Here is a 13,505-nt window from a genome sequence, read left to right as displayed (position 1 = left end):
TCATGAAAACAAAACCATTTTTGAGTTTTTGGCAAATTTGGAATCTAACTTTCGGTTTCTTGGGCATTCAATTCGGTTTCGCCCTTCAGAACGCAAATTCAAGTAGAATACTTCAAACCTATGGAGCGGATGTAGAGCAACTATCCTTATTTTGGTTAGCGGCTCCGCTGACAGGTATGATCATACAACCTATCATTGGTCATTATTCCGACCAAACTTGGTGCCGTTTAGGACGTCGGCGTCCGTTTTTTCTGGTAGGAGCTATCTTTACGACGATTGCCTTGATATTGATGCCGAATGCGGGATTGTTCTTGTCACCCGGTACAGAGACGGCTATTTTATCTCCCGTATTGATTGGTGCGGGTATGTTGATGATCATGGATGCTTCCATCAATGTAACGATGGAGCCTTTCCGTGCCTTGGTAGGGGATATGCTACCCGATGAGCAGCATACGACTGGCTTCTCGATCCAGACTTTCTTGATCGGCATCGGTGCTGTCGTTGGTTCCTTGTTGCCGAGTATTATGAATAAGGTGTTTGGTTTATCTAATACGGCGGTTGCTGGTGAGGTTGCCGATAATGTTAAATTTGCCTTTTATGCCGGTGCGGCGATTTTATTAGCGAGCGTATTATGGACAATTTTTAAGACAAAGGAATATTCCCCAGAAGAGATGGCTGAGTTTCGGCTTTCCGGTGGTGAGGTCATTGAAAAAAGGCGGGATAGCAATGGTTTTATGGAGATCATGCATGATATCTATCATATGCCTAAAATAATGTTACAGTTAGGTTTATGCCAGTTTTTCGCTTGGTTTGCCTTGTATTCCATGTGGGTTTATTCTACGCCTGCTATCGCTGAACATGTATATGGGGCAACAGATCCTGCTTCCGCCGAATATGCGATGGCTGGCGATAAGGTAGGTGAGTTATTCAGTATCTATAATTTTGTGGCGATGTTATTCGCTTTATTATTGATCCCGATTGCCCGTCATTTAGGTCGGAAAATGACTCATGCCCTCTGTTTATGCCTAGGAGGGGCAGGGTTGGTTTCTCTCTATTTGTTGAATAACACAGGAATGATGGTCTTTTCGATGATTGGCATCGGTATAGCGTGGGCAAGTATATTGGCGATGCCTTATGCTATTCTTTCCGATAGTCTTCCCGCTGATAAGATGGGTACTTATATGGGTATATTTAATTTCTTTATAACGATACCTCAGATCACGAATGGAATCATTCATGGATGGATTGTACGTAATGTTTATCATGGGCATGCCGTGTTCGCTTTGTTAACGGGAGGTGTTTTCTTGTTTTTCGCCGCTGCCGCAGTTAGTCTTGTCAAAGAGAAAAAGTTCAGTCGAAAAGTGTAAGGTATATAAGTCCGGTTTCCTGTTGTCAAGCGTAAAAACGCTATACCCAAGTCAAACAGCAAGTTATTATAATGTAGGTAGAAAAACGTATCTCAGATAATCCCGGGTCACCCCGGGACAACAACAGGAAACCAATGGACTAACTACTAAAAGGCTTCTTCCTCTTCCTTTTGGCGTGATCCTATGACGCGAAGAACTAACATCGCTACCGTAATCACACCGAGGGATCCCATGGTTACGTTTTTAGTAACCTCATTGTCAAATGTTGTAGTTCCGACTAATACCAATACGATAAATGAAACCATCATGATTGCATCAGCCAAATCTTTATTTATTCTCATGATCTTCTTATTTTTTTAGGATTCGATAATTGTTGTATTTTATTATTCTTTTTCCAAGACTTCCTCTTCCGATGACGTCCCGGTACTACTCAGTCCTTTCATTATGCCATATAGACCAACACATAGAGTGCCCATAACTACTACTAATTTAATATAGTCGTTAGGGATGATAGAACTGCATGCGAATACACAACCTGCGATTGTTAGAAGAACATAAAGATATATACGTATTTTACCTGATTTATTAGTTGTCATAATTGTAATTTTTAATTGTTTATAATAATGTAAATGGGCAATAACTCCCCGGAAATATTGATTTAATAAATGCAATATTCCTGCCGATAAGACATATCAATGACTTACCGAAAGATACAAATATGAAACAATTAAAAACTAAATAATGAGTTTTCGTAGGGCAAAGACATGCTCTCCCATACGACACAGAAGTGTGGATAAATTTATGATCTGATAAGTGGATATATGTTGAGATACTCTATGAAGTTGATTTACTCCTCTCAAACGCATGTCTTGAAGGGATTTCTCCATATTTTTCCATATCCGTATTTCGATAGTGTTGTTTGTCGTTTGTGAAATCCTGCGGGGAGTTAAGCAGTTGCTGCTTTTCAGCTCGTTACTTAATACTTCGAAACGACGTTGGGCATCCGCCGTGTTTTTTTCTTTCATAACGGCCTCTTTAGTCGCAGACATAACCTCATCCATACTCTTTGTTCCTTCTTCGGGAGCAAACAGCATGAAGCTAATCAACAGACCTAATATGAATAGAAAATTCTTCATGGCGCAAATATACAAGTATTTCTTTAGATAATAACAACAGTATATGTTATTTGTTTTTTATTTTTGTAGTTATTTTAAGAATAAAACAATAGAATGGAGAATAACAGATCGAGAATTCAAGCTTGGTTAGAGGCGGCACGTCCGAAAACGTTGCCGGCATCATTTAGTCCGGTATTAGTTGGGTGTGCGCTGGCTTACAGGGATGGAGTATTTAAATTGGCTCCGGCGATCCTTTGTGTTTTGGTGGCTTTACTCGCCCAGATAGCCAGTAATTTTGCCAATGATTATTTTGATTTTAAGAAGGGGGCGGATAAGGAGGACCGGTTAGGCCCGGAGCGAGCGGTGGCTTCCGGTTGGATAACTCCTAAGGCAATGCTATGGGGGACTTTTATCACGTTGGGGCTTTTTTGTCTATGTGGCTGTTTCTTGTTGTTCTTTGCCGGCTGGGAGCTCATCGGTGTAGGAATTGCTATCGCGATTTGTGTCTTGGCTTATTCAGCAGGGCCGTTTCCTTTGGCTTATAACGGGCTGGGGGATGTGTGTGTCGTATTGTTTTATGGGATTATTCCGGTTTGTTTTACGTATTATGTACAAGCTTTATCGTTTTCCTTATTGTCATTCTTGCTTTCGTTGTCATTGGGGCTGTTGTCCGCTAATATTTTGATCGTGAATAATTACCGGGATTATGAGCAAGATAAGGCGGCTCGTAAACGGACTACGATTGTGCTATTCGGGCGTACGTTCGGGTTGTTAGCTTATTTGCTGAACGGTATATTGGCTGTCTTGATCACGCTGCCTTTATTGATGGATGCCTCACCTTGGCTTGTTTGTTTATTCGCGGCTTTTAGCGTGCTGTTTGCCGCCACATGGCTGGAGATGAAACACTATCAAGGCCGTGAGCTTAATAGAACTTTAGGGCATACGGCACGGAATGTATTTATCTATGCCGTATTGCTTTCGATTGTATTATTATTTGGTTCTTAAGATGTGCCGTGCTTTGAACAATCGCTTGGCCTCATGGAGACTTTTCTGTATGTATTTGGACAGGATAATCAATGTAACCGCTACGATAATCAGTAAGATTCCTAAAGCGAGGTGAGGGGTGAAAGGCTCTCCAAAGACTAAAACACCTACGCAGACGGCTGTCACGGGTTCTGTTGCTCCCAGTACGGAAGTTAGGGTGGAACCGATATGGTGTACGGCTTGTACCAATGTAATGTTAGATACTACGGTTGGCAAGAAGGCTAATAAGACGAGGTTAATAAAAGAGGGCAGGTCTGGAATGGGTTGGATTCCTGTTCCTGCCTGTGCTTTTATGAAAAATAAAGAGGTACTGACGATAAATACATAGAACGTAAGTTTTCGTCCCGGCATATCATGTACCCTCGATTTATTGACGGTGACGATATAGAGGGCATAAGCGACGGCGGAAAGTAATACGATGATTACGCCTAGCCCGTTTAATCGCATCTCTCCTCCATCAATGGATAGACGGGCTACTCCACAAATAGCGAGCCCGATCGCCAAGAGCGTAATCCATGATGTTTTTTCTTTGAATACAAACAGCATGAATAGGGTTACGAATATCGGATAGGTGAAATGTAGAGTCGTGGCGATTCCCGCCGCCATAAAATTATAGCCCCAAAACAGGAACATTGCCGAGCCTGTATAAAAAGCACCCAATAAAATCAATATCGGTAGGTTTCGCATCTCTGTTCTGAAAGATTCCTTTTTTGCTAGAAGCATACCCGATAAGGCGATGGCCGCGAATAAGAAACGATAGAACAATATCGAATCAAACCTCATACCCTTCTCCATAAGAGGCAATGTAAACAAAGGGATTAAACCGAATGTAACAGAAGTCGCTATTCCATAAGCGAAACCTTTTAGATTATTATTCATATTATACTTTTTGATAAAATGACCGCAAACATACGAAAAAGTCTTGAAATCTTGAAAACAACCTTCTCCTGTCGCTTGTTTTTATCAAAAATGATGTTTATGAGATATTTCTTTATTTTATTTGCGATTGCCGGCTTGCTTATTAATCCTTCCGCTGCAGAGGCTTGCACCGGTATTACCTTAAAAAGCAAGGACAGTACGACTATTGTAGCACGTACGATAGAATGGGGTGGAAGTAATTTGAACAGCCAGTATGTCGTGGTTCCAAGAGGATACACCGAACGATCGTATACTCCGAATGGGGTTGATGGAATGACTTTCACGGCACGTTATGGATATGTGGGCTTGGCAGTGGAGCAAAAGGAATTTATCGCTGAAGGACTCAATGAGGTTGGGTTATCGGCTGGATTGTTTTATTTTCCAAAGTACGGTGAATATGAGAAATATAATGCCGCAGTTCGGGATAAAAGTATCTCTGATCTGCAATTAGTGTCTTGGCTGTTGGGGGAATGTTCAAATGTAGAGGAGGTGAAAGAGGCTGTTAAGAAAGTGCATGTTATCAATATAGATCCCCGTGCGTCTACCGTTCATTGGCGGTTTGCCGAGCCGTCGGGGCGTCAACTGGTTCTTGAGATTATTAAGGGTGAGCTACACTTCTATGAGAATACGTTAGGAGTTCTGACTAATTCTCCCAGTTTCGAGTGGCATCTGACGAACCTGAATAATTATGTTAATCTTTTCCCGGGTACGGCCCCCAATCAACAATTAGGAAATATCGAGTTGTCTTCATTGGGTGCGGGAAGCGGTTTCCTTGGGATTCCGGGCGACGTAACTCCACCGTCACGTTTCGTTCGTGCGGCTTTTTACCAAGCTTCGGCCCCACAACAAGAAACCGCATTGGAAACGGTCTTCCAGTGTTTCCAGATATTGAATAATTTTGATATTCCCGTAGGGATCGAATTCCCATTAGGGCAAGTACCTTGCGATATACCGAGCGCTACTCAATGGACTTCGGTTACGGATATGCGAAACCATGTGATTTATTACCGTACGATGTACAATAGCGTTATTCGGAATATAGATTTACGTTCCATTGATTTCTCCACGGTTCGTTATCGTGCGGTATCCATGGATGGGACGAAGCGACAAGCGGTTGAAACGATCAAAATAGAATAGGGCAGTGAGCTCTTTGGGGGATATCTCGTAAGTCAATAGGATAGGTGATAAAACTCAATGGAATAGGAAACATAACTCAATGGATTACGTTCCCTATTCTATTGGGTTTCGATTGATGATCTAAATCTTATAATAGTAATCCGGCCGCAACTTCCTCCGCAACCGCATCACCTTTTAGTACAGATACTAAAGCTAGGCCAAAATTGAATACCAAGCCCGGTCCTCTACCGGTTACTACATTTCCATCTACCTCGACAGCCTCGCCTGTTACGGTGGCACCAATCAATTTCGGTTCGAACCCGGGATAACAAGTGGCTTTGCGACCTTTTAACAAACCTAGACCGCCTAATACCATCGGAGCTGCGCAGATAGCCGCTACGATACGTCCTTCACGGTATTGTTGTAATAAGGCTTCTTTCACCGGTTCCGAATTGTTTAAGTTGGATGCTCCGGGCATGCCTCCGGGTAAGATCAAGGCATCAGCATCCGAAAGATCGATTTCGGTAAATGTGGCGTCAGCCGTATATTCCATATTGTGAGCACCAATCACTTTACGGTCGTCGGTGATGGAGACTGTTTTCGTGTCTATACCTCCGCGACGCAAAATGTCTACGGTTCCCGTGGCTTCCATTTCCTCGAAGCCATTCGCTAAGAATACGATCGCTTTCTTCATAAGATTCAATTATTTAAATTTGTACACGTAAGTAATAGTACCACTCTGGTTATTAGCGCCGCTGATACTGTTGAACTTCGCCTTTCGAGCCGCGTCCAAAGCGCTTTTACGCATGGAGGCGTTGTCGATATTAGTTCCCCGGCCTACCTCGGCAAATATAACGTTGCCTTTCGGATCTACGGTTATATTGATAACAATACGCCCCTCCTCTTGGATCGTATAAGCGGGACGGGGGAGACCTCCGGCACCAATGGAACGGCCGTTCAAATTAAATGATCCGTAACCGCCTACGCCTTCATTCGCCCCGTGATCAGAGTTACCGAACGGACTTCCTTGGTTACCGGTTCCGCTTTCAGCGTCGCCTTGGCTGTTACCCTCGGCGTTTCCCATACCAAAAGCTCCGGCCACCTTGTTGCTAATGGCTTGTTCCTTCTTGCGGCGTTCCTCGGCCAGACGTTTCTTCTCGGCTTCTTCCCGGCGGATACGTTCTTTCTCCTCCTCTTCTTTCCGTTTCTTCTCAGCCTCTTGTTTCTTGCGTTTCTCTTCCTCATTCTTCTTTTTAGCGTCCTCAAGGGCTACGCTTTCCTCGATATCTTGAGTGATGAGTTCCTGCTTGGGCGTTTCCACTTGCGGCTCCGGTACGGGAGGAGGGGGAGTGGTCGTTTCCTGAGGCGGTTCTTGCCCGGTATACTTGGGCTCGAACATTCCGGCGGCGGCATCTACATTCCCGAAATTAACGAGTACACCCCCGTCTTCATCCGGTACCTCGGTTTTCAATACGGTAAACCAAAGTATCAGTAGAATGACACCGTGAAAAGCAACGGTACCGATTAAACTGTATATGTCATCCTTATTCAGTCTCATATCTGTTATTTCTGCGGACGGGTGGCAAGCACCATCTTGAATTTATTCTCGTTCGCTATATTCAGTATCTTTACAATCTCTTTGTAAGGCACGGTCTCGTCGGCATATAAGGCGACGAACATCTCCGGTTCCTTTGCGTAACTATCTTGCAAGAAAGGAGTGATCTCATCAAATGAGACCTGTACCTCTTTTTGCTTTCCAAATGCCACGTAGTAATTCAAGTTCGCGTCTATCGTTACCCTCGTAAGAGGTTTCGCCGCTGTTTGCTTTTGCGCTTGCGGCAAGGTAACCTTGATGGCGTTCGGGATTACTACGGTAGAGGTAACCATGAAGAAGATCAGCAAGAGGAATATGACGTCGGTCATAGAGGCCATGCTGAACGCTTCGTTTACCTTTGTTCTTCTTTTTAGAGCCATAATTTTTTATAATTGAAAATTGAAAATGGAGAATTGAAAATTAAATAGAGGAGAGTTGGCTCATCTTCAATTTTCAATTCTCCATTATCAATTAATTAGCCGGTTCATTTAATAAATCCATGAATTCCATCGTACGAGCCTCCATCTTGTTCACGACGTTATCTACTTGAGATACCAGATAGTTGTATGCGAACAATGTAATGATACCAACTACCAGACCGCCAACGGTTGTTACCAAGGCCTCATAGATACCGCCGGATAATAGGGAGACATCAACATTGGTGCCTGCGTTTGCCATATCGAAGAAAGCACGTACCATACCGGTTACCGTCCCAAGGAAACCAAGCATGGGAGCTCCGGCGGCGGTCGTCGCGATCAAGGGGAAACCTTTTTCCAGTTTAGCGATCTCCAAATTTCCGACATTCTCGATCGCTACGAGTACATCGTTCATCGGACGGCCCAAACGGGTAATACCTTTCTCGATCATACGGGCGGAAGGCGTGTTGGTGCTCCTGCATAAATTGAGAGCCGAGTCCACTTTTCCCTCGTGAATATAGTCTTTGATACGATTCATGAACGTCTCGTCTTCTTTTCCCGCACGGCGAATGATGATCAGACGTTGAACAAAAATATAAATAGCCATCAGAGAGAGCAGTAACAATACCACCATAATCCAACCTCCCTTAAAGGCAAGGTCTATCACATTGATTTCCGCTTCCGTAGGAAGGGTTACAGCCGTTAAATCCGGCATTTGATCTGCCGTTTGAGAGCCTACGGCCTGTAGTGAAAGTAAAATACTCATCGTTTTGAATTATAGGTTATAATTTTCAATATTCAATTCTTCTCCATTCTCAATTATTCAAGCATGCCTTGTATAAAGCGATCGTCTCTTGCAAACCATAATAGAGCGCATCACAAATCAAGGCATGGCCGATAGAAACCTCCTCCAGCCAAGGGATATTCTTGTTGAAGAAAGCCAGATTTTCTAAGCTCAAGTCGTGTCCGGCATTTACGCCTAATCCTAAGTTTTTAGCTAATTGAGCGGCCTCTACAAAAGGAGCGATCGCTTTGTCACGATCTTCCGGATAAAAGGTCGCATAAGGTTCCGTATATAGCTCAATACGGTCTGTACCTGTTTTCGCCGCTAGTTCGATATTCGCCAAGTCTGTTCCGACGAAGATGGATGTACGGATTCCTTGTGAGGTAAAGGTGTCTACCAATTCGCTTAAGTAATCGAAATTGTCCTTTACGTTCCAACCTGAGTTCGACGTGATGGCATCCGGAGCGTCCGGAACCAGTGTGACTTGGGTCGGTTTTACCTTCAATACCAAGTCGATGAATTTATCACAAGGATAACCTTCTATGTTAAATTCTGTCCGGATAAGAGGTTTTAGTCCATAAACATCGCTATAGCGTATGTGTCGTTCATCCGGACGGGGATGAACCGTAATTCCTTGTGCCCCGAATAATTCACAGTCTTGCGCTACTTTCAGCACGTTTGGCATATTGCCACCTCTCGCGTTACGAATAGTAGCAACCTTGTTAATGTTTACACTTAAATTTGTCATTGTATATCGTATATCTTTTTTCTTTCATTACATTTGCACAAAAGTATCGGCAAATTTAGCAGGATTTAGGGAATTAACAGAATAATGTTGGTGAAAGATTTCATAACAAAGGAAATTCCGGTGTTAAAAAGTTTTGACACAGCGGAATATGCGTTGGCGTTAATGGAGGATTTTAAACTCAAGCATCTTCCGTTATTGAGTGATAACGCATACCAGTGTTTAGTGTCGGAAAAAGACTTATTGGCGCTGCCGGATCCTTCGGCTACGATCGGTGAGCCGGTTTTATTCGCTCCGGCGATTTCGGAAAATGGACATTTACATGAAGCGTTGGCAATGATAACCCGATATGGATTGAGCCTGTTGCCTGTGGTTTCCGTGGACGGAACTTATTTGGGGGCGATTACCCGGGATCGTTTGGTAGATGCTTTATCCGAGCTATGTAATGCGGAGGCGGCTGGAAGCGTGATCGTATTGGAAATGATGCCACAGGATTATTCATTAACGGATATCGCCCGTTTGGTAGAGGCGAATAATGCCCATGTCCTTAATTTGTTATCCCATCAAGATAAAGATACGGGCCGTCTGCTTATAACCCTTAAGATTGATTTGGAAGATGCCTCTCCCGTGATCCGTAGTTTCGAGCGTTTCAATTATACGGTGCTTTATCATTTTATGGAGAAGGGGATGGTGGATGATATGTTGCAGCAGCGGATGAATGAGTTATTACATTATATGAATATGTAAAGTAAGGAGCGTAGAATGAAAGTTGGAATATTTGGAAGTGAATATCAGATCGAGAGACAGAATCTGATTAAACGCTTGTTTGAGAAGCTTCGTGAACAAGAGGCTGATATTTATGTGGACAGCCCTTTTTATACATTCCTTACCGATGCTTTTGGTTTTGAGCCAGTGGTGAGCGGGCTATTAGTGGGTGATGAGTTTGATCTGGATATAGCGCTTAGCGTGGGAGGAGATGGTACGTTCCTTCGTACGGCGGCCCGGGTAAATAAACAGGATATTCCTATTTTAGGTATTAATACCGGACGGCTAGGCTTCCTTGCGGATGTCAGCAGTAATGAGGTTGAGGATACGCTGGATGAGATTTTTAAGAATTACTATAAGGTAGAGGAACGAACCCTCTTGCGTTTATATACGGAAGACCGTGCGTTTCGCGGATATAATTACGCCTTGAATGAGATCGCCGTGCTGAAGCGTGATAGTTCCTCGATGATTACGATTCATACATTCTTGAATGGGGAATATCTGACTTCTTATCAGGCGGATGGTTTGGTAGTGGCTACACCTACCGGTTCCACGGCCTATTCGATGAGCGTAAATGGGCCGATTATCGTCCCGCAAAGTAATAGCATTGTCTTGAGTCCGGTCGCTCCGCATTCCTTGAACGTGCGTCCGTTGGTGATTCCGGATTCAGATATAATAACGCTTCGGGTAGAGAGCCGGAATAAATATTTTCTGATCTCTTTGGATGGACGTTCGGAAATATTCCCGGCAGGTATCGAATTAAAGATGAGCAAGGCCGATTATACGACGAAAGTCATCAAGCGCTATAACCATACTTTTTATCAGACGCTTCGGGAAAAATTAATGTGGGGGGCAGATGTGCGAATGAAATAATATTGTGTGCGTCCAGTCTTTGTCCAAATAGTAGCGGATAGTATTGTATTTTGTAAGCTGTTGATAAATAGACTTTTCCGTATGGATAAACTGAGCGTATCTTATGGATTTTGTCCAGTTTTTCTATTATGGGGTAAAAAATAGGGGGTATTCGATGTCCAGCTATGTCCTCTATTTGTCCAGTGCCCTTTTTTGACACACGCTTTTTAACTCTTTACTTTTGTCGGCAGATTAAATCTAGCTTAATGGAAGTATTTTCAATTATTATTCCTGTCTACAATCGTCCGGAGGAGATAGACGATTTATTAAACAGCCTTACCCGGCAGACATATGTACATTTTGAGGTTATCGTAGTGGACGACGGTTCTTCTATACCTTGTGAGCCCATAGTCAATGCCTATAATAACCGCTTGAGGATTCGCTATTTCTATATAGAGAATTCAGGTCCAGGCTTGGCTCGCAATCAAGGGGTACGTTATGCGGAAGGAGAGATCGTGATTGTCTTGGATTCGGATTGTATCGTTCCGGCCAGCTATCTGGAACAAGTACACGAGTCCTTAATGCGTTATAAGGTGGATGCCTTTGGTGGTGCTGACAGGGCGCATTCTTCTTTTTCCGCTATACAGAAAGCGGTCAATTACTCGATGACTTCTTTTTTTACGACAGGAGGGATCCGAGGAAGCCGGAGGCATTTAGATGCATTCTATCCCCGGAGTTTTAATATGGGAATGCGGAAAGAGGTGTATGAAGCCTTGGGTGGTTTCTCTGATATGCGTTATGGAGAGGATATAGATTTTAGTATCCGGATTTTTGCGGCAGGCTATAAATGCCGTTATTTTCCGGGCGCTTGGGTCTATCATAAGCGAAGAACAAATTTCGTCCAGTTTTTCCGGCAAGTATGGCATTCGGGGTACGCTAGGATTATCTTGTACCAGAAGTACCCGGAATCATTGAAATGGGTACATTGCCTGCCGGCCTTATTTGTGGTAGGTCTGCTGGGGGTATGTATTTCCGCTTTTTTCGTTCCAAAGGTATGGGGGCTATTGTTATTTTATATTTCGCTGATCTTTTTTGACGCTTTAGTGAGAAATAAGAACGGAATCGTTGCGTTGTTATCTATCATAGCGGCTTTTGTCCAATTGATCGGATATGGGACAGGCTTTTTGGAAGCGATTTGGAGAGAGGGAATTCTAAGAAAGAAGTATTAAGATAATAAATACTATTTATATGAAGTTTGCGCTGCACACATCTACTGCCATAAGCTCGGTTCTAAAGGAGCCGGAGCATTTCTATGTAGATATTTATTATCTGATCATTTTAATCATCGTCGCTTTTACCCTGCTTCTGTTATCTTTTTTGCGTTATCACCTTTATAAGACAAAAAAGGAGAAAGAACTGAGAGAAATAGCGAGTCTTGTGGATAAAAATGAAATCTTGATACAACGTTATAGTCGTGAGATGTCGCACATCAAGGAGCAATTGGAAGCGAAGGAGAAATGTTTGAAGGAATACCAGCATGCGGCTCAGTGGAAAGCGCATCGTGACGTGGAATCCTTGATCAAGGAAAAGGAGCGTTTGGCGAAGTGTTTGCTGGAACAGTTGGATACGTTCAAGAAGCTGAAGATACTTTCTAAATCGGAAACGATATTGCCGGATTCAGATTGGAGAAACTTGATCGAGATCGTAAATACTCTTTATGATGATTTTATAAGTCGTTTACGTGTCGCTTATCCGGATTTGACGGAGGATGCCATTCGTTTTTGTTGCTTGATCAAATTGCGGCTAACTTCGGCGGAGCTGATGTCAGTCTTGAATGTGACGAAGGATGCTATCTATAAACGCAAATTTCGTTTGAAAAAAGAATTGATGCCAGATGATGATACTCGTTCCCTCGACGATTTCTTGGGAAGCTATTAGATCTGAACGAATAGTTTTCTTGTTAATAACTATGTTTTAGGGCATGATTTCGTTAAATCGAGTTAAGCGAATGAATTTTGCAAATAATTCAGTATGCTACATAACATAAAACCACCTATATTTGTACTGTGTTTTTCATGGTATTAGATTTAAGGTTAACAATTGAGATTGGCTGTCCGTGACGGATAGCCTTTTTTTGTATAGAGGCATGAATACACGAATTTTTGAGAACACTGCTTAAGCGCCCCTTTCCGAGGGTAACATCCATACTTTCAAAGTAAGCTAATTTCATCGGCAAAGTAAGTTAACTTGCTTTGGTATTTCAGTTAACTTACTTTGTCAATGAAGCTAACTGTATTTTTATGATCTTTTTCGGTTATTCTTTGTCTGTTTCGATTTTGTATACAATTGATGTGTTTTTGTACGCTTTTAGTTTAGTTATGCATTTAATAGTCAATTTTTTATTATATAATTTTGTCTTGTGTTTTTTTATGATTTCCTTGGTTAGCTGTTAGCACCAATTGATATATAAGGTTTGATGGCTAATAGAAGAGGGGGTAAGGAAAGAAAAATATCAAACGAATATACTTGGGACCTTAACGGACAGAACAAAATATAATATTATTCTGTTGATTGTTGTTGGAGGTAAGATTTCGTATTCCCTTAATTTATAAGAGTATATGCAAGAGAATAGGTATAATACATGTGATCGTTTTTTAGGCGGATTAGAAAAAGACTTTATTATTACGGAACAGATTGAAGATAGTCCATTGACTTCAGAACCTTCTTTTTTGGATTACGGGATAATAGCAGTATGTAATAGAGGTAGTGCGATCATTCATTTGCTTGAT

15 protein-coding genes are annotated in these 13,505 nt (G+C 42.4%); 7 read left to right on the top strand and 8 right to left on the bottom strand.

The window, feature by feature from the left end; translation table 11 throughout:
- Window positions 1–2: 2 nt before the first annotated feature.
- Window positions 3–1,367 (top strand): MFS transporter, encoded by a 1,365-nt coding sequence (locus NBH16_RS00925; protein ID WP_122369172.1) that lies wholly within the window; start codon window positions 3–5, stop codon window positions 1,365–1,367.
- Between the two features lie 146 nt (window positions 1,368–1,513).
- Here the strand turns inward: NBH16_RS00925 and NBH16_RS00920 are convergent, their stop codons facing one another.
- Together NBH16_RS00920 and NBH16_RS00915 are read right to left on the bottom strand one after the other, a co-directional pair.
- The gene (locus NBH16_RS00920) at window positions 1,514–1,708 is read right to left on the bottom strand and encodes a hypothetical protein (protein ID WP_005855829.1); all 195 of its coding nucleotides are present in this window, start codon (window positions 1,706–1,708) and stop codon (window positions 1,514–1,516) included.
- Between the two features lie 393 nt (window positions 1,709–2,101).
- Window positions 2,102–2,503, bottom strand: coding sequence for a hypothetical protein (locus NBH16_RS00915; RefSeq protein ID WP_005867997.1), 402 nt, complete (start codon window positions 2,501–2,503; stop codon window positions 2,102–2,104).
- A gap of 93 nt (window positions 2,504–2,596) precedes the next feature.
- Between NBH16_RS00915 and NBH16_RS00910 the strand changes: the two genes are divergently transcribed.
- The gene (locus tag NBH16_RS00910; RefSeq protein ID WP_250787964.1) at window positions 2,597–3,487 is read left to right on the top strand and encodes a 1,4-dihydroxy-2-naphthoate polyprenyltransferase; all 891 of its coding nucleotides are present in this window, start codon (window positions 2,597–2,599) and stop codon (window positions 3,485–3,487) included.
- Here the strand turns inward: NBH16_RS00910 and NBH16_RS00905 are convergent.
- Entirely contained in the window at window positions 3,473–4,405 is a 933-nt protein-coding gene (locus tag NBH16_RS00905; RefSeq protein ID WP_122144622.1) for a DMT family transporter, read from the bottom strand. The two genes, NBH16_RS00910 and NBH16_RS00905, sit on opposite strands and share 15 nt — an antisense overlap.
- Before the next feature lie 99 nt (window positions 4,406–4,504).
- Between NBH16_RS00905 and NBH16_RS00900 the strand changes: the two genes are divergently transcribed.
- A complete protein-coding gene (locus NBH16_RS00900; protein ID WP_083790429.1) occupies window positions 4,505–5,581 on the top strand; it encodes a linear amide C-N hydrolase in 1,077 nt (358 codons plus the stop codon).
- Between the two features lie 127 nt (window positions 5,582–5,708).
- Here NBH16_RS00900 and NBH16_RS00895 read toward each other — a convergent pair whose 3' ends face one another.
- From NBH16_RS00895 to NBH16_RS00875, 5 genes are all read right to left on the bottom strand, one after another.
- Window positions 5,709–6,254 (bottom strand): DJ-1 family glyoxalase III, encoded by a 546-nt coding sequence (locus NBH16_RS00895; RefSeq protein WP_005855842.1) that lies wholly within the window; start codon window positions 6,252–6,254, stop codon window positions 5,709–5,711.
- Window positions 6,255–6,263: 9 nt separating this feature from the next.
- Window positions 6,264–7,118 carry an energy transducer TonB family protein gene (locus tag NBH16_RS00890; protein WP_005855858.1) on the bottom strand — a complete coding sequence of 285 codons (855 nt, stop codon included), beginning with the start codon at window positions 7,116–7,118 and terminating at the stop codon, window positions 6,264–6,266.
- Window positions 7,119–7,123: 5 nt separating this feature from the next.
- Entirely contained in the window at window positions 7,124–7,534 is a 411-nt protein-coding gene (locus tag NBH16_RS00885; RefSeq protein WP_005855860.1) for an ExbD/TolR family protein, read from the bottom strand.
- Between the two features lie 91 nt (window positions 7,535–7,625).
- Entirely contained in the window at window positions 7,626–8,336 is a 711-nt protein-coding gene (locus tag NBH16_RS00880) for a MotA/TolQ/ExbB proton channel family protein (RefSeq protein WP_057329418.1), read from the bottom strand.
- A gap of 49 nt (window positions 8,337–8,385) precedes the next feature.
- Window positions 8,386–9,102 (bottom strand): pyridoxine 5'-phosphate synthase, encoded by a 717-nt coding sequence (locus tag NBH16_RS00875; protein ID WP_121962342.1) that lies wholly within the window; start codon window positions 9,100–9,102, stop codon window positions 8,386–8,388.
- A gap of 84 nt (window positions 9,103–9,186) precedes the next feature.
- On the opposite strand from NBH16_RS00875, the gene NBH16_RS00870 reads away from it, so the two are divergent.
- From NBH16_RS00870 to NBH16_RS00855, 4 genes are all read left to right on the top strand, one after another.
- On the top strand, window positions 9,187–9,846 hold the full coding sequence (locus NBH16_RS00870) for a CBS domain-containing protein (protein WP_008771767.1): 660 nt from the start codon (window positions 9,187–9,189) through the stop codon (window positions 9,844–9,846).
- A 15-nt stretch (window positions 9,847–9,861) separates the two neighbouring features.
- On the top strand, window positions 9,862–10,737 hold the full coding sequence (locus NBH16_RS00865) for an NAD kinase (protein WP_005855867.1): 876 nt from the start codon (window positions 9,862–9,864) through the stop codon (window positions 10,735–10,737).
- A 245-nt stretch (window positions 10,738–10,982) separates the two neighbouring features.
- Complete coding sequence (locus tag NBH16_RS00860) at window positions 10,983–11,945, top strand: glycosyltransferase family 2 protein (protein ID WP_005868009.1); 963 nt, start codon at window positions 10,983–10,985, stop codon at window positions 11,943–11,945.
- Window positions 11,946–11,964: 19 nt separating this feature from the next.
- Entirely contained in the window at window positions 11,965–12,654 is a 690-nt protein-coding gene (locus tag NBH16_RS00855; protein ID WP_005868012.1) for a hypothetical protein, read from the top strand.
- The last annotated feature ends 851 nt before the right edge of the window (window positions 12,655–13,505 follow it).

Origin of the sequence: Parabacteroides sp. Y3-G-102 (assembly GCF_023656845.1) — a bacterium.
GTDB classification, from domain to species: domain Bacteria; phylum Bacteroidota; class Bacteroidia; order Bacteroidales; family Tannerellaceae; genus Parabacteroides; species Parabacteroides distasonis.
Note: the sequence above shows the minus strand (reverse complement) of the source record. Positions and strands in the feature narration are given on the sequence as shown.